This is a genomic window from Aeromonas sp. s12 (genome assembly GCF_040907925.1).
Taxonomy (GTDB): Bacteria; Pseudomonadota; Gammaproteobacteria; order Enterobacterales; family Aeromonadaceae; genus Aeromonas; species Aeromonas veronii.
Genome location: NZ_JBFOCT010000022.1, coordinates 144,174 through 166,297, shown reverse-complemented (window position 1 = coordinate 166,297; position 22,124 = coordinate 144,174). Strand labels below are relative to the sequence as shown.

Genomic DNA, 22,124 nt, shown 5'->3' with positions numbered 1-22,124 from the left:
TTTAATTGCATCTTAATCGGGCTGTTTTTGATGAAAGAGAGACTTACCGCACGTAAAGTTTTGCACCTCGTACTGGTATTGGCGCTGTTATTGGCGCTGATGGCCTATCGCACCTGGTTTTCGGCCGATAACAGCGTCTCTGCTGACCAGAAAAAAGATCAGATTTGTGATCTTTCCCACACCCCTTGCAGCGCGCTGATTGGTGACAAGCCACTGACGGTCGCCATCAAGGAATTACCGCTGCGCGCTGAACATGACTTTGCCATCGCTATTACCGGCGGCGATCCGGCCATCAAACCGGTGAAAGCGACACTCGAAGGCAAAGATATGTTTATGGGCACCATTCCGGTGAGCTTTGAAGAAATAGACGGACAGTGGCAGGGGGTGACACAGGTGGGGAGCTGTACATCACCCGTCATGATCTGGTTGTTAAATATCGAGTGGAGTAATGGTCAACGCCAGCAATTGGCGCTTTCCGTTGCCCGGGAATAACGGCGCAAGAGGTGGGGAGTGGAAAAAATATTTGAAATTTCCCGGCCAGGCGTTACCTTGCCCAAACCATCAGGGAGTGAAGTTCATTTAATCATGATTGAAAAACAACCGTTTTATCGCACCCTCAACCAGCAGGCCAAGGCGCTGCTGGAGGGGGAAACCGATCTGATTGCCAATCTGGCCAACCTCTCCGCACTGCTTAATCAGGAGCTGACGGAGATCAACTGGGTCGGTTTTTATCTGTTGCAGGGCGAGACCCTGGTATTGGGGCCATTTCAGGGCAAACCGGCTTGCGTACGGATCCCGGTCGGCCGCGGGGTGTGTGGTACGGCAGTGGCAGAGGGGAAAACCCAGCTCATTGACGATGTCCACCAGTTCGACGGTCACATCGCTTGTGATGGCGCGAGCAACTCGGAAATCGTGATCCCGGTGCGCCGTGGTGGCGAGATCATCGGGGTGCTCGATATCGACAGTCCGATTTTTAACCGTTTCGACCAGCAAGACCGGATTGGCCTCGAAGAAACGGTGCAAATTTTGGAAAGCATGCTCTAAGTCATTGCTAGATGGTTCGCAAAAGGCCCCAAGCTCTCTATAATGGGGCCTTTGTTGTGCTCGGGACGTGCCCGTGCGTTTATATGAAAGCCAAGGTTATACATGGAAAACACTGAGAAGCTGAAGAACAGTAAAGAGATCGTTGCCTACCTGGTCGAGAAATTCCCGGCCTGCTTCGTTGCTGAAGGAGAGGCCAAGCCGCTCAAGATTGGCATCTTCCAGGATTTGGCCGAGCGTCTTGCTGACGATGCCAGAGTCTCCAAGACCATGCTGCGTTCCGCACTGCGTCAATACACCTCCAGCTGGCGCTACCTGCACGGTCTCAAAGCTGGCCAGGCTCGCGTTGATCTGGATGGCAACCCGGGCGAGCTGCTGACCGAAGAGCACATCGAGCACGCCAAGCAAGCTCTGAAAGAGAGCAAAGAGCGCGTATTCGCCAGCCGTCGTACCAATACCAAAGAGAAGGATGAGAAGGCCAAGAAGCCCCGTCGTCCTGCTGTGCGCAAAACCGAGAAGGCTGATGTAGCTGCCAAGCCAAAAGCTGCCGCCAAGGCACCGGTCGCTGACGCTCCGCTGGTTAAAGTGGACGCCGCTACGCTGAAAGTGGGCCAGGATGTGCGCGTCGTTATGGGTAAATTCCCGGTTCCGGCAACCATCAAGGAAGTAACCAAGGACGATGTACAGGTCCAACTGCAGACCGGCATGATGGTGCGGGTCAAATCAGAGCACTTGGTTCTCTAAGGAGACAAATGTTGAAGCATGGCGTAATTCGTTTTTCCCTCGTTGCCTGTAGCCTGGCGCTTGCCGGGCTTGCACAGGCCATCGAGCCGGTGCTCAAGGAGAGTGATTTGCCTGTGTTGGCTCAAGAGAGCCAACATGCTACGGCCAGCAAGCGAATTACCAATCTGTTTACCCGCTCGCACTACAAACAGTTCAAGCTGGACGATGCCTTTTCCTCCGTGATTTTCGATAAATATCTGGAGAATCTGGACTACAGCCGCAACCTGTTTTTGGCCTCTGATATCAGCCGTTTTGAAAAGTACCGTAACGGTTTTGACACCGACCTCGAAAGAGGCCGTCTGGCTCCCGCCTACGAGATGTTCAACCTGAGTCAGCAGCGGCGTTATGAGCGGTTCGAATACGCCCTCAAACTGCTTGATACTCCTTTCGATTTTACCCAGACCGACAACTATGTGTTTGATCGGGAAGGGGCGGCTTGGCCCAAAGATGAAGCAGAGCTCAACGAGCTGTGGCGTCAGCGGGTCAAGTTCGATGCCCTGAGCCTCAAGCTCAGCGGCAAGGAGTGGCCCGAGATCAAGGAGCTGCTTGGCAAGCGTTACAACAACGCCATCAAGCGGATGTCCCAGACCGAGAGCGAAGATGTCTTCCAGCTCTTCATGAACTCCTTCGCTCGCGCCATCGAACCGCACACCAGTTACCTCTCACCGCGAAGTGCAGATCGTTTCAACACCGAGATGAACCTCTCGCTCGAGGGGATTGGTGCCGTGTTGCAGGCGGAAGATGACTTTACCGTCATCCGTTCTCTGGTGCCTGGTGGCCCTGCTGCCAAATCCAACCACCTCAAACCCGATGACAAGATCACCGGGGTGGGGCAGGAAGATGGCAAGATTGTCGATGTGATCGGCTGGCGTCTTGATGACGTGGTCGAGCTCATCAAGGGGCCCAAAGGGAGCAAGGTCAAGCTGGAGATCCAGCGCGGCAAGGGCGCAACCGCCAAGACCGAGCAGATCGAGCTGACCCGCGACAAGGTGCGCCTTGAAGACCGGGCTGCCAAGTCCAAGGTGATTAACGCCGAAGGCAAGAAGATTGGCGTCATCGAGATCCCGAGTTTCTACGTCAATCTGCACGATGACGTGATCAAGGAGCTCTCCAGCCTGAACAAGAAGAAGATCGATGGCTTGATCATTGATCTGCGCGGTAACGGCGGCGGCGCCCTGACTGAAGCTTCCGCCCTCAGCGGTCTCTTCTTTGCCAGCGGTCCCGTGGTGCAAATTCGTGATCACATGGGCCGTATCACGGTCAATGGCGATGACGATGGCAACGTCTACTACGGCGGCCCGATGTCGGTGATGATAGACCGCTACAGTGCCTCGGCCTCCGAGATCTTCGCTGCCGCCATGCAGGATTATGGCCGCGCGTTGATTCTGGGTGAAAACTCGTTCGGCAAGGGGACGGTGCAGCAGCATCGCAGTCTCGCCAAGGTCTATGACTTCTACGAGCAGCCGCTCGGTCACGTGCAGTACACCATCGCCAAGTTCTACCGGATCGACGGTGGCAGCACCCAGAACAAGGGCGTTGCGCCGGATATCAGCTTCCCGACACCGGTTGCTCCGGAAGAGACGGGCGAAAGCCGTGAGTTCAATGCGTTGCCGTGGGACAAGATTGCCTCCGCCAACTACGAGAAACTCGGCAACTTCGCCAGTGTACTGCCCAAGTTGCAGGCGGCGCACGATGCCCGGATCGCCAAGGATCCCGAGTTTGCCTATGTGATGCAGGACATCGCCGACTACAAGGAGGAGAAAGACAAGAAGTCGGTCTCCCTCAACGAGGCGGAGCGTGTTGCAGAGCAGGCGAAACAGGATGAGAAAGCGCTCAAACGTACCAACGAGCGTCTGGCACGTCTTGGCAAGCCTGCGGTGAAGAGTCTGGATGAACTGCCCGCTGATTTTGAAGCGCCCGATGAGTATCTCATCGAAGCGGCCAATATCACGGCAGATCTGGCCAAGGTCAGCAAACGCAGCTGACAAGGCACCTCCAATGCACAAGGGCGACTGCGGTCGCCCTTTCTTTTTGTCTGGCGTATCTGGCGTAATGCAAATTGTTTGACCCCGCCAGTTGGTTGTGACAGCCTCTTTCTCGCCTTTAACAAGCGTGGAAGCAGACAATAATGACCGATCACTCCCAGGCCATGACGGCCAAATATCGCCAGGATTATCAGGCGCCGCTCTACTGGATCGACACCATCGACCTCGATTTCCAACTGCAGGAGCCGCTGACCCAGGTCACCGCCATCACCCGCATTCGTCGCAACGGCGAGCACAATGCGCCGCTCGTCCTCGATGGTGAGCAGCTGACCCTCAAGAGCGTTGCCATTGATGGCATTCCCTGTGACCACTACGAGCAAGGCGAGAGCAGTCTGACCCTGTTCAACCTGCCGGCCGAATGTGTGCTCACCATTGTCACCCTGCTGGATCCGGCCGCCAACACCGCGCTGGAAGGGCTCTACAAATCGGGTGATGCCTACTGTACCCAGTGTGAAGCGGAGGGCTTTCGCCGCATCACCTATTATCTGGACCGCCCCGACATTCTGGCGCGTTACAGCACCCGCATTACCGCCGACAAAGCTCAGTTCCCCTTCCTGCTCTCCAACGGCAACAAGGTCGATAGCGGTGATCTGGATGGAGGCCGGCATTTCGTGCAGTGGCAGGATCCTTTCCCCAAACCGAGCTACCTGTTTGCGCTGGTGGCCGGCGATTTCGATGTGGAGCGCAACCACTACACCACCAAGAGCGGCCGCAAGGTTGCCCTTGAGATCTTCGTCGACAAGGGCAACCTCGATCGCGCCGGTTTTGCCATGGAGAGCCTCATCAACTCCATGCGCTGGGACGAACAGCGTTTCGGCCTTGAGTATGATCTTGACATCTACATGATCGTTGCGGTGGACTTCTTCAACATGGGCGCCATGGAGAACAAGGGGCTCAACATCTTCAACTCCAAGTTCGTGCTGGCCAATCCGGACACCGCCACTGACAGCGACTACCACGGTATCGAACGGGTGATCGGCCACGAATATTTCCACAACTGGACCGGCAACCGCGTCACCTGTCGTGACTGGTTCCAGCTCAGCCTGAAAGAGGGGCTGACGGTATTTCGGGATCAGGAGTTCTCCTCCGACCTGGGCTCCCGTGGCGTCAACCGCATCAACAACGTGCGTACCGTCCGCGGCCCGCAGTTTGCCGAAGATGCCGGCCCCATGGCGCACCCGATCCGCCCGGATGTGGTGATCGAGATGAACAACTTCTACACCCTGACCGTCTACGAGAAGGGCTCGGAAGTGATCCGCATGATGCACACCCTGCTGGGGGAAGATGCCTTCCAGGCCGGTATGCGTCTCTACTTCGAGCGTCACGACGGCTCGGCCGCCACCTGCGATGATTTCGTGCAGGCGATGGAGGATGCGTCCGGTGTCGATCTCGGTCGTTTCCGTCGCTGGTACAGCCAGTCCGGCACCCCCGAGCTGACCGTTACCGACGAGTACGATGCCGCCAGCGGTATCTATCGCCTCCATGTGAGCCAGCACACCCCGCCGACTCAGGATCAACCGCAAAAGCTGCCGCTGCATATCCCCCTCGATATCGAGCTCTACGACGAACAAGGTGCCGTCATCCCTCTGCAGTATCAGGGCAAGGCCATCGGCAACGTACTCGATGTGCTGGAAGCGGAGCAGACCTTCGAATTCGATCGGGTGCCGGTCAAGCCGGTTCCCTCCCTGCTGCGGGATTTCTCCGCGCCGGTCAAGCTGCACTATGACTACAGCGACGAAGCACTTGCCTTCCTGATGCGCTTTGCCCGCAACGAGTTTGCCCGCTGGGATGCGGCCCAGATGCTGATCAACAAGGCGGTCATCGACGGGGTGACACGGGTCCAGCACGGGCAGGGGGTTGAGCTCTCCCAAACCCTGCTTGCAGCCTTCGTCGCCATTCTGGACGACAGCGATCTCGATTTGGCCCTCAAAGCGGAGATCCTGGCGCTGCCAGGTGAAGCAACCCTGGCCGAGTTGTTCGAGGTGGCTGATATCGATGCTATTCATCAGGTGCGCAACGAGATCACCACCTCGCTGGCACAAACCTTTGGCGAGCGACTGCTCCCCCTGTATGACAGCCTGCTGCTGCAACACTATCAGGTGGCGCATGAGGATATGGCCAAGCGTGCGCTCAAGGGGGTGGTACTCGGCTATCTGGCCGCCCTCGATGTTGGTAGCGCCGATATGCTGGTACGTCAGCAGTATGGGGCTGCCGACAATATGACCGACACCCTGGCGGCACTGCAGGTGGCCAACATGTATCTGCTACCTTGTCGCGCTGAACTGCTGGCCGATTTTGAAGGCAAGTGGGCCAAGGATGGACTGGTGCTGGACAACTGGCTGCGGCTGATAGGCAGCAAACCGGCTGCCGATGTGCTTAGCGAAGTGAAACAGGCGATGAATCACCCTACTTTCAGCATTCGCAATCCGAACCGGCTGCGGGCGCTGATCGGCAGTTTCGCCATGAGCAATCAGGTGCAGTTCCATGCGGTGGATGGCAGCGGTTACCGCTTCCTGACCGATCTGCTGATCGAGCTCAACGAGGTCAATCCGCAGGTGGCCTCCCGCCTCATCACGCCGCTTATCCAGTTCAAGCGATTGGATGAGGCGCGCAAGGCCCTGATCCGCGCCGAGCTGACCCGTCTTGCCAACCTTGAGGGGCTGGCACGGGATCTGTTCGAGAAGGTCAGCAAGGCGCTGCAGCAGTAAGTGTCGACGGGGCAGGGGCGTTAACGCTCCTGCCCCTATTGTGTGATTTGTTGTGTGATCAGGAGCAAGCGTGAAGCAGTTTACTTTTCGGCTCTCATTGAATAGCGATGAGGTGATGCTGATGTATCAGGGCCATGCCAGACGGCTGGTGGTGCGCAGCGAACAGGGATTGACCCTGGAACTTGGCATAGAAAAAATACGCCCCTTTGTCGCCATCAATGGTGTGCATGGCTATTTTCGGCTCAAAACCCAGGACGATTACCGCTTTATCAGCCTCGAACGCATAAATTAACAAAAATCGAACAGATTACCGACTGTTTATCTGCTTTGCGTCACTATCTATCCGGTAAACTGGCACAAAGGTAGTGGGAATTTCTGTATTTTTGGTAATTTGCAAAATTTCTCACAGTTTAAGCCGTGATCTGCACCTTGTTTTTAACATCTCGTTAGCACCTTTCCTCGCCTTCCCTTATCCAAGCCATTACACTTCGCAACAACTCTGCACCAGCGGGTAACCAGGGTGGTTGCCTCTGCGTCGGTGGTTAATGTCGTCCGATAAGGAATATAAAAATGGCATTGAAAGACGCCCCTACCTCAGTTCTGCTCGAAAACGTTCTCAGTCTGATCCATCAGAAGTTGCCCAAAAACAGTGCCTCTCTGGTCGAGCGCTTCGTTGCCAAGTTCTACGGCAACATGGCGAGCTCCGACCTGCACGATCGCAATGACAGCGATCTCTATGGCGCGGCCCTGAGCCTGTGGAATGCCCTCAATCAGCGCAGCGGTACCGATCCCTACATCCGGGTCTACAATCCCGAGCTGACACGTCACGGCTGGCAATCGCCCCATACCATCGTCGAGGTGATCCTGCAGGACTCCCCCTTCCTGGTGGACTCCATCCGGATGGCGCTTAAACGGCTCAATATCACCGCCCACATGATGCTGCACCAACCGCTGCACCTCATTCGTGGTGAGGATGGAAAGATTGATGCCATTCTGGAGCTCGACAACACCGACGGGCAGACCTCGGTTGAAACGGCATTCCTTATCGAGATCGATCACCTCACCAGCGAGGAGCAGATGGCCGCGCTGGCTACCGAGCTCAACTCGGTGGCCGGTGAAGTGGCGCTGGCAGTCGGCGACTGGCAGCCGATGCTGGCCAAGCTCAATGAGATCATCGACGAACTGCCCAAGCGCAAGCACCCGGTCAGCAAGGAGGAGGTGGCCTCCTGCGTTGCCTTCCTCAAATGGGTGGCTGCCCACAACTTCACCCTGATGGGCTATCGCCGTTACGACGTCAAGGCGGTGGAGGGGGATCACGAGATCCTGCCGCAGGCTAGCTCCAGTCTGGGTCTGATGAAGAACTCCATCAAGGAGGTAGGCCAGCGTCTTGGCAACATGCCGGCCAGTGCCCGTCACGCCGCCCTGAGTTCTGACATGCTGATCCTCACCAAATCCAACAGCAAGTCTCGGGTGCACCGTCCGGCTTATGTGGATTACATCGGCATCAAGCGCTTTGACGAGCATGGCAAGGTGATCGGGGAAGATCGCTTCATCGGCCTCTACGCCTCTTCCATCTACAACACCAGCGCGACCCAGATCCCGCTCATCAGCCATCGTCTCGAACGCATCATGGCGGCCTCCGGTCATGAGAAGGGCTCCCACGCCTACAAGGCGCTGCTGAACGTATTGGAAACCTACCCGCGCGATGAGCTGATCCAGGCCCGCGAAGAGGAGCTGTTGGCCACCGGTCTTGGGGTGCTGGAGATGCAGGAGCGGGACATGCTGCGGCTGTTCGTGCGCCGCGACGTGTACGGTCGTTTCTTCTCCTGCATGGTCTATGTCACCAAGGAGCGCTACAACACGGCGCTGCGGATCAAAACCCAGCAAATTTTGCAGAAATATTTTGGCAGCAACGAAGAGGTGGAATTCAACGTCTACTTCACCGAAGGCGTGCTGGCGCGGACCCACTACATAGTGCGGGTCAACAACAACAACGTGGATGTGGATGTGAACGAAGTACAGAACAACCTGATTGAAGCGGCCCGCAGCTGGGACGACAGACTCGACTCCGTGCTGCTTTCCCACTATGGCGAGGCCCGTGGCAACGAGCTGCGCCGCCGTTTCAGCACTGCATTCCCCCGCGCTTACAAAGAAGATGTGCTGCCTGGCTCGGCCGTGGCCGACATCATGGCGCTTGATAACCTGAGCGAAGCCGAGCCGCTGGGCATGCTGTTCTACCGCGCGCAGGAGGAGGAGAATGATCGTCGGGTACGGCTCAAGCTGTTCCATCGCACCGAGCCCATTCACCTCTCCGATGTGCTGCCTATGTTGGAGAACATGGGACTGCGGGTGATCGGCGAGACTCCGTATCAGGTTCGCACTCCGGGTGGCGATCTGTTCTGGATCCTCGACTTCTCCATGTTGCTGCACGGCGAGCAGCCCTTTGATCTGGCCCAGAGTCAGCAACGCTTCCAGCAAGCCTTTGCCGCCATCTGGAACAAGCAGCTGGAAGATGACGGCTTCAACCGGCTGGTATTGGGGGCGGGTCTCACCGGCCGTCAGGTGTCGGTGCTGCGCGCCTATGCCAAATACATGCGCCAGACCGGCGTCTCCTTCAGCCAGTCCTATATCGAAGAGACCCTGACCCGTTACCCCGACATCGCCCAGTTGCTGTTTGCTCTGTTCGAACAGCGCCTGGATCCTGCCGGCAAGCAGGACGCCAAGGCAGAAGCCAAGCTGCACGAAGAGCTTGCCGTCAAGCTGGATCAGGTGGCCAACCTGGATGACGATCGCATCATTCGCCGCTATGTGGAGATGATCGACGCTACCCTGCGCACCAACTACTACCAGCTGGACAAGGCGGGCAACATCAAGCCATACATCTCCTTCAAACTGGCCCCCTCCAGCATTACCGACATGCCGCTGCCGCTGCCGAAATTCGAGATCTTCGTCTATTCGCCACGGGTGGAAGGGGTGCATCTGCGCTGGGGCAAGGTTGCCCGTGGCGGCCTGCGCTGGTCCGATCGAAAAGAGGATTTCCGCACCGAAGTGCTGGGTCTGGTGAAAGCCCAGCAGGTGAAGAACACCGTCATCGTACCGGTGGGGGCCAAGGGCGGCTTCTACTGCAAACAGATGCCGGTGGGGGCAGCCCGAGCCGTCATCCAGGAGGAGGGCAAGGCCTGTTATCGCCTGTTTATCCGCGGCCTGCTCGATGTGACTGACAACATCATCGGCAGCGAGGTGATCCCGCCAAAATCCGTGGTGCGTCACGACGAGGATGACTACTACCTGGTGGTTGCTGCCGACAAGGGCACGGCGACCTTCTCGGATATTGCCAACGAGATCAGCCTCGAATACGGTCACTGGCTCGGCGATGCGTTCGCCTCCGGCGGCTCGGTCGGTTACGACCACAAGAAGATGGGCATCACCGCCCGTGGTGCCTGGGAGTCGGTCAAGCGGCATTTTCGTGAAATTGGCGTCAACTGCCAGACCACCGATTTTACCTGCGTCGGGATCGGCGACATGGCCGGCGACGTGTTCGGCAACGGCATGCTGCTCTCCGAGCACACCCGGCTGGTGGGCGCGTTCAACCACATGCATATCTTCGTTGACCCCACTCCGGATGCGGCCAAGAGTTTTGTCGAGCGCCAGCGCCTGTTCGATCTGCCGGGCTCCAGCTGGGATGACTACAACCGCGAGCTGATATCACAAGGGGGCGGCATCTTCCTGCGCTCTGCCAAATCCATCAAGCTGAGCCCCGAGATGCAGACACTACTCGGCACCGACAAGGCTAGCATGGCCCCGAACGAGCTGATCAAGGCGCTGCTTTGCCTCAATGTTGATCTGCTGTGGAACGGCGGCATCGGCACCTACGTGAAGAGCGCTCGCGAGAGCGATGGGGAAGTGGGCGATCGCAGCAATGACGCATTGCGGGTCAATGGTCGCGATCTGCGGGCCCGCATCGTGGGCGAGGGGGGGAACCTCGGCTTCACCCAGCTCGGTCGGGTGGAGTACGCCAGTCAGGGCGGTCGCATCAATACCGATTTTACCGACAACGTGGGCGGGGTGGATTGCTCCGACAACGAGGTGAACATCAAGATCCTGCTGAACCAGTTGGTGGCGGCAGGGGATCTGACCCTCAAGCAGCGTAACCAGATGCTCTATGAGATGACCGACGACGTGGCGCAGATCGTGATCACCAACGCCTATCGCCAGTCCCAGTCCATCTCGGTCACCAGCTTCCGCGGCTCTGAACAACTGAAAGAGCAACAGCGCTTTATTCAGGGGCTGGAGCGGGAAGGCAAACTGGACCGTGCGCTCGAGTTCCTGCCATCCGATGAGGAGCTTTCCGAGCGGATGGCGGCAGGGCAGGGACTGACCCGCCCCGAACTGGCGGTGCTGGTGGCTTACGGCAAGATGGTGCTGAAAGAGCAGCTCAACTGCCCGGAAGTGACCGACGAGCCCTTCCTCGCCAACATGCTGGTCACCAGCTTCCCAGCCAAGGTGCAGCAGCAGTTTGGTACCCAGCTGGCCGATCACCCGCTACGCGGCGAGATCATCGCTACCCGGGTGGCCAACATGCTGGTCAATGACATGGGGCTCAACTTCGCCAGCCGGATGAAGGACGAAACCGGTGCCTCGGTCGCCGAAGTGGCCTGCTGCTTTGCTATGGCCCGCGAAGTGTTTGGCATGAACCAGCTGTGGCGCGATATCGAAGGGTGCGACAACCTGGTGGATGCCCAGACTCAGCTCGAGCTGATGTTCTACAGCCGCCGGATCGTGCGCCGTGCCACCCGCTGGTTCCTGCGCGCCCGCAATCGCAGCTGGAGCATCAGCGAGAACATCGCCTTCTTCCGTCCGGCGTTCGAGACCTTAGGGAAGCACCTCTACGAGGTGATGGATGAGAGCGAAGTGGCCGAGCATCGTCAGGTTGTAGCCAAGTGGATGGAGAAACAGGTGCCGGAGGCCATTGCCCGTCAGGTCGCCCATATGAGCAGCCTCTTCTCCAGCCTGGATCTGGCGCAGATTGCCGCGGAGCACAAGACCGATATCCTGCGTGCCGCCAATGTCTACTATCGCCTCGGAGCCAAACTGGATCTGCACTGGTTCCTCGACCAGATCAACCATCAGCCAGTCGGCAACCACTGGCAGGCGATGGCGCGAGCCTCCTTCCGCGAAGATCTGGACTGGCAGCAGCGCAGTCTCACTTCTGTGGTACTGGAAGGGTGCAAAGATCAGGGAGAATGCGCTACCATACTGGCCGACTGGATTTCGGAGCATGAGCAACTCTTGTCCCGTTGGACCCACATGTTGGCCGACTTCAAGACCACCAGCACCCACGAGTTCGCCAAGTTCTCGGTGGCCTTGCGAGAGTTGAACCTGCTCCAGTTGAATTGTCGGGCGCTTTAATTGCCAGATTAAGGCATGACACCGACATTACACCCAAAGCCCCGGCCAGTTGCCGGGGCTTTCTTTAAGGAGCAAAGATGTTGTACCCCATCGCCAGGCATTTCCTGTTCAAACTCAATCCGGAACAGGCTCACGATCTCTCCATGAAGTATTTGCCCCGCCTTCTCGGTACGCCACTCGATTGTTTCTTCCGCCAGAATTTGCCGAAACGCCCCGTCACTGTCATGGGGCTTTCTTTTGCCAATCCGGTGGGATTGGCGGCCGGTCTGGATAAAGATGGTGAGTGCATTGACGCGCTGGGCGCCATGGGATTTGGTTTTATCGAAGTCGGTACCGTCACCCCCAGACCCCAAAGCGGCAATGACAAGCCCCGCCTGTTCCGGGTTATTCCGGCAGAGGGGATCATCAACCGGATGGGATTCAACAACAAGGGGGTTGATCATCTGGTGGCCAAGGTAAAAGAGGCCAAATATCAGGGGGTCATCGGCATTAATATCGGCAAGAACAAAGATACTCCCATCGAACAGGGTAAGGATGATTACCTGATCTGCATGGACAAGGTTTATGATCACGCCGGTTATATTGCCGTCAATATCTCTTCCCCCAACACCCCGGGTTTGCGTTCACTGCAATATGGCGAGGCGCTGGATGAATTGCTGGCCGCCCTCAAGGTGCGTCAGCAAGAGCTGGCCGCTCAATATAAAAAGTATGTGCCGCTGGCGGTTAAAATTGCCCCGGATTTAAGCCTTGAAGAAATAGATCAGGTGGCCGCTTCGCTGGTACGGAATGGTATTGATGGGGTTATCGCCACCAATACCACCCTCGAGCGCGAGATGATTTATGACATGCCCCATGCCGGTGAAGCGGGTGGCCTGAGTGGTCGTCCGCTGCAACACAAGAGTACCGAGGTGATCCGTCATCTGGCAAAGGCGCTCAATGGTGCTCTGCCAATTATCGGGGTGGGTGGTATTGATAGTGCCATGGCCGCCCGTGAAAAATTGGCCGCCGGTGCCAGTCTGGTACAAATTTATAGCGGCTTTATTTATAAAGGGCCGGGGCTGGTCAAAGAGATTGTGACCAATATTTAAGAAATAGATGGCGGAGCCCTTTATTTGACGTTGCTGATTTTCTGCATATGGAATAAAGTCAACTGGTAATTATCAAGTAAGGGCTCCAACATGTTTATCCAACCGACCGATAGCTGGCAATGGCACTATGATGCCCAGAGTGACCGTCTGATGTTGGACCTGTCTGATAACATGTTATTTGCGACCGAGTATAAAGGGCGACAATTGGTGCCCATCTCGTTTGCAACCCAGCCTTTTTGTGTCGATGATGCCGCCCTCTATTATCAGTTGATGGATAAAGCAGCCGAACTTGAGTGGAGTGTTCCGCATCAGGTTCAGTTGGTGCTTAATGCCATCGCGGTCAGTCGTTTTTATAAACCCCTGATGCCGCAAAGCTGGTTTTTTAGTGAACAACATCCGCAAGTGATCCCGCAAAACGGTGATCTGGTCCTGATGAATACACCCCATGGTAACGGCGAATTTATGGTCATTGAGGCAGGGGAGCAGGCCAGCGTCTGTTTGAACCTCACAGCCGATCTGGTATTGACCACCAGTAAAACTCTGCCACGTTTCGGGGTGATCAAGGTGATGAATAACCGGATGAAACCGCGTATTACCGTGACCGAGCAATATCGTCAGGTCAGTTGATATATTTTCATCAATCGTTTTATCTCTGTGATTACACCGCTGCCTGTTTTTACTGTGGTCACCTCCATAGTGCCTCGTTTCTGATACTTCATTGATCCGCGAACATCTTGCCCATTCTGATTGATCTTCATGGTTGTGACCCAGCCTCTCTTGAGGCTTGTTACAGTCACTTGCACCTTGTGTTCTAACCCACGCAGTATCTTGGTCTTCCGTTCTGCAAGCATGGTGTCTCATTCTTGTTTCGTTCTGCTTGTGTAGTGCCTTCACCTCAGCATCAACACATCACTCACTGAAGCGATTTTCTACATACGACATTTTATGCTTGAAACGAGAGCTATTCTCACTTACATTTTGTTATAACATAACAAAATGGAGTTGCCATGAAGCCTCATATTCATCCGGATTATCGTTTGGTGCTGTTCCATGACACAGCAGCAGATGCCTTTTTCCTGGTCGGGTCAACCATCAAGAGCGATCGCCGCTATACGTGGCAAGATGGGAAGGAGTATCCCTATGTGTCGCTCGATGTTTCCAGCCAGTCGCACTCGTTCTATACCGGCAAGCAGAAGCAGGTATCGAGTGAGGGGAGTGTGGCCCGTTTCAACAAGCGCTTTGGCGCATTTTCAAGCAAGAAGGAGTCCTGAATGCAGGTCGTCTGTTCACTCAAATCCGCACGGGCGCGTCATCCCGATTGTCAGTTGGTGCGCCGTCGGGGCAAATTGTTCGTGATTTGCAAAAGCAATCCCCGTTTCAAGGCTCGCATGAAGTGATCCGCTAAATGATGTCTGGCCCCATGATCTCGCCATCGGGTAGTCATGTGGCCTTTTATCTTTTCACCACCTATCAATCTGTTTCCATCCTGCTGTTTGAGCAGACTTTTGCATGCTCCAGCCCGCCTGATGAGGTATAATGCGGCACTATTTTTATGGGTTCCCCGTGAGCGTGATGAAAGAATTTTTTGCAACCTGCCCCAAGGGGCTGGAAAACCTGTTGGCTGATGAGCTGACCACCCTGGGCGCAGAGCAGGTCCGTGAGACCGTGGCTGGCGTCCACTTCAAAGGCGAACTGGCGATTGGCTATAAGGCGTGCCTGTGGAGCCGTTTTGCCTCCCGCATCGTGCTGGTGCTCTCCGAATTCCAGATGAACGACGATCTGGATCTCTATCTGGGCGCCCACACCATTCCCTGGGAAGAGCACTTCTCCGGTACCTCTACCATCGCGGTGGACTTTACCGGTACCAACCCTGCCATTCGCAATACCCAATATGGCGCGCTGAAAATCAAGGATGCCATCGTCGACCGCTTCACCAAGCGCGGTCACGTGCGTCCGGACGTGGACAAGAAGTCGCCGGATATTCGCATCATGGCGCACCTGGGCAAAGGCAAGGCCAATATCACGCTGGACTTGTCAGGCCCGGCGTTGCATCAGCGTTTCTATCGTCAGGGCACCGGTGAAGCTCCGCTCAAAGAGAACCTGGCCTGCGCCATGATTGCCCGTAGCGGCTGGGCCGGTGAGCCCATGATGGACCCGATGTGCGGTTCCGGTACCTTGCTGATTGAAGCGGCTTTTATCGCCGCCGACATGGCGCCGGCGCTGCGCCGCGAGCGCTTCGGTTTCGATCGCTGGCTGCAGCACGATAGCGAGCTGTGGCAGAGCCTGATGATGGAAGCGCAAGTGCGCGCCAAACGCGGCATGCAGCGCTGTGAAGTAAAACTATTTGGTTGTGATGCCGACCAGCGTGTGCTGCTCAAAGCCCGTGATAACGCCAAAGCAGCCGGTGTGGCCCACCTCATCACCTTCAAGCAGGCCGACGTCACCAAGCTGGAAAACCCGCTGCCGATGCCTGCCCCTGCTGAAGGGGAAGCAGGTCAAGGGGAGGCCCGCCAGGTCGGTATGCTCATTTCCAACCCGCCTTACGGCGAGCGTCTTGGCGAATTCCCGGCGCTGCTGGAAGTGCATCAGGCCCTCGGCGATGCCCTGCGTCGCAGCTTCCAGGGTTGGAAAGTCTCCATTCTGTCCGCATCCCCCGAGCTGCTCAGCTGTCTGCGCCTGCGCGCCGACAAGCAATATCGCCTGTTCAACGGCGCCCTCGAGTGCCAGCTGCGCAATTATCAAATCGCGCTGGACTCCGTGGCTTCCCAAAAAGAGGTCGCACAGGACTTTGCAAACCGTCTGCGCAAGAATCTGAAAACCCTCGAGAAATGGGCCAATAAAGAGGGCATCGATTGCTATCGCATCTACGATGCCGACTTGCCGGAATATAACGCCGCCATCGACCGCTATCAGGACTATCTGGTGGTGCAAGAGTATGCCGCGCCCAAGGACATCCCCGCCCAGAAGACCCGTCAGCGTCTGCTCGACATGGTTCAGGCCGCCATCAAGGTGACCGGCATGGACGGCGAGAAGGTGATCCTGAAGGTGCGTGAGCGTCAGGAAGGCAAACAGCAGTATCAGAAGCTCTCCGAAGAGCAGCACCGGATGGAAGTGCAGGAGTACGGTGCCAGGCTGTGGGTCAACCTCTACGACTATCTGGATACCGGCCTGTTCCTCGACCACCGTCAGACTCGCCGCATGCTGGGCCAGATGGCCAAGGGCAAGCGCTTCCTGAACCTGTTTGCCTATACCGGCAGTGCCACCGTGCACGCAGGTCTTGGCGGTGCCAGCGAGACCACCACAGTGGACATGTCCCACACCTACCTGAACTGGGCGCAGGACAACATGCGTCTCAACTCGCTGGTGGGCCGTCAGCACAAGTTTGTCCAGGCAGATTGCCTGAAGTGGTTGTCTGAAGCCGATGATAAGTACGACCTCATCTTCATCGATCCGCCCACCTTCTCCAACTCCAAGCGGATGGACGAGAGCTTCGACGTACAGCGCGATCACCTGCTGCTGATGCAGCACCTGAAGCGCCTGCTGGCGGCGGACGGCACTCTGGTCTTCTCCAACAACAAGCGTCACTTCAAGATGGATTTGGCCGGTCTAGAGGCCACTGGTCTCAAGGCCCAGAACATCACCCAGAAGACGCGACCGAAGGATTTCGAACGTAACCAGCACATCCACAACTGCTGGATCATCACCCATGCGCCGGAGCAAGGCGAGGCGTGATGCTGACCCTGTTTCATACCGACGGTTGCCACCTGTGCGAGCAGGCCTGGGCGCTGGTGGAGGAGGCAGGCCTTGCCGCCGCCACCCGCCAGTGCGACATCATGGACGATGAGCAGTGGTTGGCAGCCTATCGGGTGCGCATTCCGGTGCTGCGTGACGAAGCAGGCCGCGAGCTCGGCTGGCCCTTCACGCTGGCCGAGCTCAAAAGCTGGGCCGCCCGTCAGGGGTGAGAGTGATTTGACGATAAAACGGGGGCAGACCCAGTCTGCTGCCCGTTTTTTTCATATGAAATAAGGAACACACATGGCTCTTTTAACATTGCACGGCGCATGTCTGTCGTTCAGTGATTTCCCGCTGCTCGACAATGCCGAATTGACCATCGAGCGGGGCGAGCGCCTCTGTCTGGTTGGCCGCAACGGGGCGGGCAAGTCCACCCTGATGAAGGTCATTGCCAGCGAATTGCCGCTGGACGACGGGCGTCTGGTGCTGCAACAAGATTTGAAAGTGACCCGCCTTGAGCAGGATCCTCCGGCCTCCAGCGAGCTGACGGTGTTTGACTATGCCGCCGAAGGGCTGGCGGGGGTGGGGGAACTGCTCAAGCAGTACCACCACATCTCCATGGAGCTGGCTAGCGATCCGTCAGACGCCAACATTCGCAGGATGAGCGAGTTGCAAGAACAGCTCGACTATCAGAACGGCTGGCAATTCGAGACCCGCATCAGTCAGGTGTTGACCCTGCTGGGGCTGGATCCCGATGTGACCCTCGATAGCCTCTCTGGTGGCTGGCTGCGCAAAGTGGCGCTGGCCCGTGCGCTGGCCTGCGATCCCGACTTGTTGCTGCTCGATGAGCCGACCAACCACCTGGATATCGAAGCCATCAATTGGCTGGAAGATTTCCTCAAGGATTTTCGCGGCGCCATCGTCTTTATCTCTCACGATCGGGAGTTCATCCACAAGCTGGCAACCCGGATCATCGATCTCGATCGCGGCGCCATCACCTCCTGGCCGGGTAACTACGACGAGTATCTGCAGGGGAAAGAGGAGTGGCTGCGGGTCGAAGAGCTGAAAAATGCCGAGTTCGACCGCAAGTTGGCGCAGGAAGAGGTGTGGGTGCGTCAGGGTATCAAGGCTCGCCGTACCCGTAACGAAGGTCGGGTGCGCGCCCTTGAGGCAATGCGCATGGAGCGCAGCCAGCGCCGCGAGCTGCAGGGCAAGGCCAAGTTGCAACTGGACGAGGTCAATCGCTCCGGCAAGCTGGTGTTTGAGACAGAAGGGCTGGGGCTGGACTTTGGCGATCGCACCCTGTTCAAGGGGCTCGATCTGCAAGTGCTGCGTGGCGACAAGATTGCGCTGGTCGGCCCCAATGGCTGCGGCAAATCGACCCTGATCAAGCTGTTGCTGGGGCAGCTTGAGCCGACCCGTGGCACCGTCAAGGGGGGCACCAATCTGGAGGTGGCCTACTTCGATCAGTACCGCGAGCAGCTCGATCCCGAGCAGACGGTGGTGGACAACGTGGGGGATGGCAAACAAGAGGTGATGGTGCGTGGCCGCTCCCGTCATATCCTCGGTTACCTGCAGGACTTCCTGTTCGAGCCCAAGCGGGCTCGTACGCCGGTCAAGGCGCTCTCTGGCGGTGAGAAAAACCGTCTGCTGCTGGCCAAGCTGTTCCTTAAACCCAGCAACCTGCTGATCCTCGATGAACCGACCAACGATCTGGATGTGGAAACCCTGGAGCTGCTCGAAGAGCTGCTTTCCGACTACCCCGGCACCCTGCTGCTGGTCAGTCACGATCGTCGCTTCATCGACAACACAGTGACCGGCTGCTGGCTGTTTGAAGGGGATGGCCGCATCAGCGATTACGTGGGCGGTTACGCCGACATGATGGCGACCCGCGAACAGCAGAATGCCCAGCAACAGGCCAGGAGTGCACCGGTCAAGGCGCCCGAGCCGGTCGTTGCCGCCGCACCAGAAGCGCCGAAGAAGAGCAAGAAGCTCTCCTACAAGCTGCAGCTTGAACTGGAAGGGTTGCCCGCTCGTCTTGAGCAGCTGGAAACCGAGCTGGATGCGCTGCAAAGCGAGATCAACCAGCCTGGGTTCTTCTCGCTACCGGCAGATAAAACCCAGCCGAAACTCGATGCGCTCAATGCCGCTGAAGCCGCGCTGGAGCAGGCATTTGCTCGCTGGGAAGAGCTGGAAGGACTCAAAAATCAGGAGTAAGTTCCCTGTAATTAAAACTTAATCCAGTTCAGTGCCTTGTGTCACATAGCCCGGTTAGGGTGGAAGTTTTTGTTTGACCGAGTGCGCTCGCAGGAGTAAAGATGAAAGCGACCGATGCAGAATTGGTCGCTTTTTTTGTTCCACGAAGAGGGTCGTAGATGATGAAGAGACAGAAGCGGGACCGTCTGGAAAGAGCTCGTGCTCGTGGTTATCAGGCTGGCGTGGTCGGCAAACAGAAAGAAGCGTGTCCGTATCAATGCCTGGATGCCCGAGGGCATTGGCTTGGTGGTTGGCGTGACGCCATGGAAGGGCGGGGCTCAGGCCTCTTCATGAAGTAGCAGCTACTTCATCACTCATTACAAAAGGAAAGGGGCCGTTGTGGCCCCTTTGCGTTAATGCTGTTTTACCACCAATCAGAGAGATCAGAATGCGGTGGTATCTTTGAACAGGCCCACTTTCAGGTCGGTGGCGCTGTAGATCGGACGGCCGTCAACTTCGACCACACCATCAGCAATCCCCATCACCAGCTTGCGGTTGATAACGCGCTTGAAGGTGATCTTGTAGGTCACTTTCTTGGCAGTCGGCAGGATCTGGCCGGTGAATTTTACTTCACCTACGCCCAGAGCACGACCCTTGCCAGGACCGCCTTTCCAGCCAAGGAAGAAGCCAACCAGCTGCCACATGGCGTCCAGACCGAGACAGCCAGGCATCACAGGATCACCCGGGAAGTGGCAATCGAAGAACCAGAGATCCGGAGTAATGTCGAGCTCAGCCAGGATCTCGCCCTTGCCGTGTTCGCCGCCGTTGTCATTGATCTTGACGATGCGATCCATCATCAACATGTTGGGGGCAGGCAGCTGACTGTTACCCTCACCAAACAGTTCGCCACGGCTGCAAGCCAGCAGCTCTTCACGGGTAAAAGAGTTCTTGCCCTGTTCGCACAGGGAAAGGCGGGCTTCCATGGTGGTATTGTCTACGGTCACGCGGTATTTCCTTCAAATGGGTCAAAGCCGGGCCAATTTAGCTTACAGTTGTTCGCTAAACAACTCCGATCACTTCATCAGCGGCCAAACAGGCGCCCCAGCAGGGATTGCAGCAGTCCGACTTTGGCAGTGGAGCCGTTCAACTCGTCCAACCGCTCCTGAATACGGCCAAACAGGGTATCGGGCATATCAGGCTCACCGGCGACACAGCCAGTCAGCAACTCGATGGCCTCTTCCACATGATCCACCGGGTGGATGTGGAACTGGCCTGCTTCAACCGCTGCAATCACCTCGTCAGAGAGGTTCAGCTGCTGGATGTTGGTGCCCGGCAAAATGATACCTTGCTTGCCGGTGATGCCGTGGATTTTGCACACCCGGAAGAAGCCTTCAATCTTCTCGTTCACGCCACCAACGGCCTGCACATTGCCAAACTGATCGACCGCACCGGTCACAGCGAAGTGCTGATAGATAGGCTGGCGGGCGAGGGCAGAGAGCAGGGCACACAAGCCGGTCAGGGAGGCGCTGTCGCCATCAATTTCGTGGTAAGACTGCTCGAACACCAGATTGGCCGACAGGGGGGAGGGGTTCTCTGCACCAAATTTGTTGGAGAGATAGCCGTGGATAATCATCATCGCCTTGGCGTGGATATGACCGGCCAGCTCCGCTTTGCGCTCGATATCCGCCACATCGCCATCACCAAGGTGTACGGTAGCGGTGAGGCGCACCGGCTCGCCGAAGTCATAAGGGTGACCGGAGACCTGAATGACAGACAGGCCGTTGATCTGGCCAATCTCTTCGCCATCGGTTTGCAGCAGGATCTGGCCGTCGATAACCCCCTGATCGGACTGCTCAACCAGATAGTTGAGGCGGTAATCCTGCTCCTCCAGTGCGCCACGGATATGCTCGTCGGTGACCACATCAGATTCCAGCTCCCGGGCCAGACTGTCAGCCATCCGCATGATGGCGGAGAGTTGCACTTCGGAGAGCGACAGCCACTCCTGATGGTCACAGAGGCGGCTGGCATGACGACAAAGGGCGGCGAGGGCGGCTGGCGTGAAGTCCAGCAGGCTCCAGCGCTGGCGCAGCCAGGCCAGGTACTGCAGAAATTCCTGCAGATCCTCTTCAATATTCACCTCTGACACCAGATCCGCGCGCAGGAAGATGCGTTCGGACATATCCCGATCCAGCATCTGGAACTCGGCCACGTCCAGTCGGTCACCGACCAGGATCAGCTTGAGCTTGATAGGAGTTGCTTCAGGCGCGAAGAAGGGAGTCAGAGTTTTCCCTTCCTGATAGGCGTTCCAGTCCAGCTCGCCTTTTTGTATTGCATTTTTCAGTTTGAACCAGAGGTGCGGCTGATCCAGCAGCTCATCCAGTTGCAAAATGAGGTAACCGCCGTTGGCTTCGCGCAGCAAGCCAGGCTCCAACAGGTGCTGGTTGGCATAGACAGAGCCTTGCTCTGTCTGGTAATTGATGGAGCCAAACAGGGTATCCCAGTTGAGATCACGGCCATAAATCACCGGCGCTTCCTGCGCTTCGTGGTGGATCAGCAGGTTGATCAGAATGGGGTGCTGGAACTCCAGACCTAATGCCACGTGAGCCGCCAGATCGGAGAGGAAATCATCGATTTTCGGATCATTGTTCTGCTTGCGCATGATGCGGGTCACGATGCGTTCGGCATCGAGATGGTGGCTCAACAGCTTGAGCAGCTCGCCAACCATTTCGCAAAACTCGACGCCGGTGCCCGGTTGCAGGCGCAGCCAGATAGGCTTGTAGGGGTTGTTCAGATTCTCGGTGTAGCAGAGATCAAACAGGTCACCATCCTTGCCATTGGAGTCGGCAATCAGCGTCTGGCAAACGCCTTCGTAATCTGCGCCGGGGAACCCGTTGAGCAGCATGACCGGACAGTCACCATCAAAACTGGCAAGACGTTTGATGCCGGAAATGGCTCTGGGTTGCAGCGCAGCAAAGGGGATAGGTTCAAGCTCGCTGAGCTTGGGGAACTGTTCAATCGCAAAAGCGGGTTTTAATTGTTCTGATGTTAATTCAGCCACTTAAGACATCCGGTCGAAGATAGGATCAATTGTTGCCATTATACACAGTTCAATAAGTGGTGAC

Annotated in this window: 18 protein-coding genes; 15 read left to right on the top strand and 3 right to left on the bottom strand. The window is 56.9% G+C overall.

Translation table 11 applies throughout. The features are described 5' to 3' along the window. Positions 1–30: 30 nt before the first annotated feature. The 9 genes from AB5Y67_RS10480 (at position 31) to AB5Y67_RS10440 (ending at position 13,701) form a co-directional block, all read left to right on the top strand. Positions 31–492 (top strand): hypothetical protein, encoded by a 462-nt coding sequence (locus AB5Y67_RS10480; protein ID WP_005351925.1) that lies wholly within the window; start codon positions 31–33, stop codon positions 490–492. Between the two features lie 93 nt (positions 493–585). Further along, on the top strand, positions 586–1,044 hold the full coding sequence (locus AB5Y67_RS10475) for a GAF domain-containing protein (protein WP_064337950.1): 459 nt from the start codon (positions 586–588) through the stop codon (positions 1,042–1,044). Positions 1,045–1,146: 102 nt separating this feature from the next. Next, a complete protein-coding gene (gene proQ, locus AB5Y67_RS10470) occupies positions 1,147–1,785 on the top strand; it encodes an RNA chaperone ProQ (protein ID WP_005351923.1) in 639 nt (212 codons plus the stop codon). An 8-nt stretch (positions 1,786–1,793) separates the two neighbouring features. Beyond that, positions 1,794–3,809 (top strand): carboxy terminal-processing peptidase, encoded by a 2,016-nt coding sequence (gene prc, locus AB5Y67_RS10465; RefSeq protein WP_005351922.1) that lies wholly within the window; start codon positions 1,794–1,796, stop codon positions 3,807–3,809. A gap of 143 nt (positions 3,810–3,952) precedes the next feature. Then, a complete protein-coding gene (pepN, locus tag AB5Y67_RS10460) occupies positions 3,953–6,577 on the top strand; it encodes an aminopeptidase N (protein WP_150389103.1) in 2,625 nt (874 codons plus the stop codon). 70 nt (positions 6,578–6,647) lie between these two features. Further along, positions 6,648–6,869 carry a DUF2835 family protein gene (locus AB5Y67_RS10455; RefSeq protein WP_005351919.1) on the top strand — a complete coding sequence of 74 codons (222 nt, stop codon included), beginning with the start codon at positions 6,648–6,650 and terminating at the stop codon, positions 6,867–6,869. 278 nt (positions 6,870–7,147) lie between these two features. Beyond that, a complete protein-coding gene (locus tag AB5Y67_RS10450; protein ID WP_199416452.1) occupies positions 7,148–11,986 on the top strand; it encodes an NAD-glutamate dehydrogenase in 4,839 nt (1,612 codons plus the stop codon). A 77-nt stretch (positions 11,987–12,063) separates the two neighbouring features. Continuing rightward, positions 12,064–13,074 (top strand): quinone-dependent dihydroorotate dehydrogenase, encoded by a 1,011-nt coding sequence (pyrD, locus tag AB5Y67_RS10445; protein ID WP_005336601.1) that lies wholly within the window; start codon positions 12,064–12,066, stop codon positions 13,072–13,074. A gap of 90 nt (positions 13,075–13,164) precedes the next feature. Beyond that, positions 13,165–13,701: a cell division protein ZapC gene (locus tag AB5Y67_RS10440; protein WP_199428552.1), complete on the top strand. Its 537-nt coding sequence runs from the start codon at positions 13,165–13,167 to the stop codon at positions 13,699–13,701. Here the strand turns inward: AB5Y67_RS10440 and AB5Y67_RS10435 are convergent. Continuing rightward, positions 13,689–13,925: a hypothetical protein gene (locus tag AB5Y67_RS10435; protein ID WP_064337946.1), complete on the bottom strand. Its 237-nt coding sequence runs from the start codon at positions 13,923–13,925 to the stop codon at positions 13,689–13,691. The two genes, AB5Y67_RS10440 and AB5Y67_RS10435, sit on opposite strands and share 13 nt — an antisense overlap. Before the next feature lie 156 nt (positions 13,926–14,081). On the opposite strand from AB5Y67_RS10435, the gene AB5Y67_RS10430 reads away from it, so the two are divergent. The 6 genes from AB5Y67_RS10430 (at position 14,082) to rmf (ending at position 19,361) form a co-directional block, all read left to right on the top strand. Beyond that, the gene (locus tag AB5Y67_RS10430; protein WP_005336598.1) at positions 14,082–14,345 is read left to right on the top strand and encodes a type B 50S ribosomal protein L31; all 264 of its coding nucleotides are present in this window, start codon (positions 14,082–14,084) and stop codon (positions 14,343–14,345) included. Then, positions 14,346–14,471, top strand: coding sequence for a type B 50S ribosomal protein L36 (ykgO, locus tag AB5Y67_RS10425; RefSeq protein ID WP_005336596.1), 126 nt, complete (start codon positions 14,346–14,348; stop codon positions 14,469–14,471). It begins immediately after the preceding gene. A gap of 139 nt (positions 14,472–14,610) precedes the next feature. Continuing rightward, entirely contained in the window at positions 14,611–16,806 is a 2,196-nt protein-coding gene (gene rlmKL / locus AB5Y67_RS10420; RefSeq protein ID WP_199428554.1) for a bifunctional 23S rRNA (guanine(2069)-N(7))-methyltransferase RlmK/23S rRNA (guanine(2445)-N(2))-methyltransferase RlmL, read from the top strand. Then, complete coding sequence (locus tag AB5Y67_RS10415) at positions 16,806–17,036, top strand: glutaredoxin family protein (RefSeq protein ID WP_199428555.1); 231 nt, start codon at positions 16,806–16,808, stop codon at positions 17,034–17,036. Before rlmKL ends, AB5Y67_RS10415 begins: the two co-directional genes overlap by 1 nt. A 73-nt stretch (positions 17,037–17,109) precedes the next feature. Next, on the top strand, positions 17,110–19,023 hold the full coding sequence (locus tag AB5Y67_RS10410; protein WP_199428556.1) for an ABC transporter ATP-binding protein: 1,914 nt from the start codon (positions 17,110–17,112) through the stop codon (positions 19,021–19,023). 161 nt (positions 19,024–19,184) lie between these two features. Next, positions 19,185–19,361 (top strand): ribosome modulation factor, encoded by a 177-nt coding sequence (gene rmf, locus AB5Y67_RS10405; protein WP_010674759.1) that lies wholly within the window; start codon positions 19,185–19,187, stop codon positions 19,359–19,361. Between the two features lie 84 nt (positions 19,362–19,445). Here the strand turns inward: rmf and fabA are convergent, their stop codons facing one another. After that, the gene (fabA, locus tag AB5Y67_RS10400) at positions 19,446–19,985 is read right to left on the bottom strand and encodes a 3-hydroxyacyl-[acyl-carrier-protein] dehydratase FabA (protein WP_196783564.1); all 540 of its coding nucleotides are present in this window, start codon (positions 19,983–19,985) and stop codon (positions 19,446–19,448) included. A 98-nt stretch (positions 19,986–20,083) separates the two neighbouring features. Beyond that, positions 20,084–22,060, bottom strand: coding sequence for a Lon protease family protein (locus AB5Y67_RS10395; protein WP_199428557.1), 1,977 nt, complete (start codon positions 22,058–22,060; stop codon positions 20,084–20,086). Between the last annotated feature and the right edge of the window lie 64 nt (positions 22,061–22,124).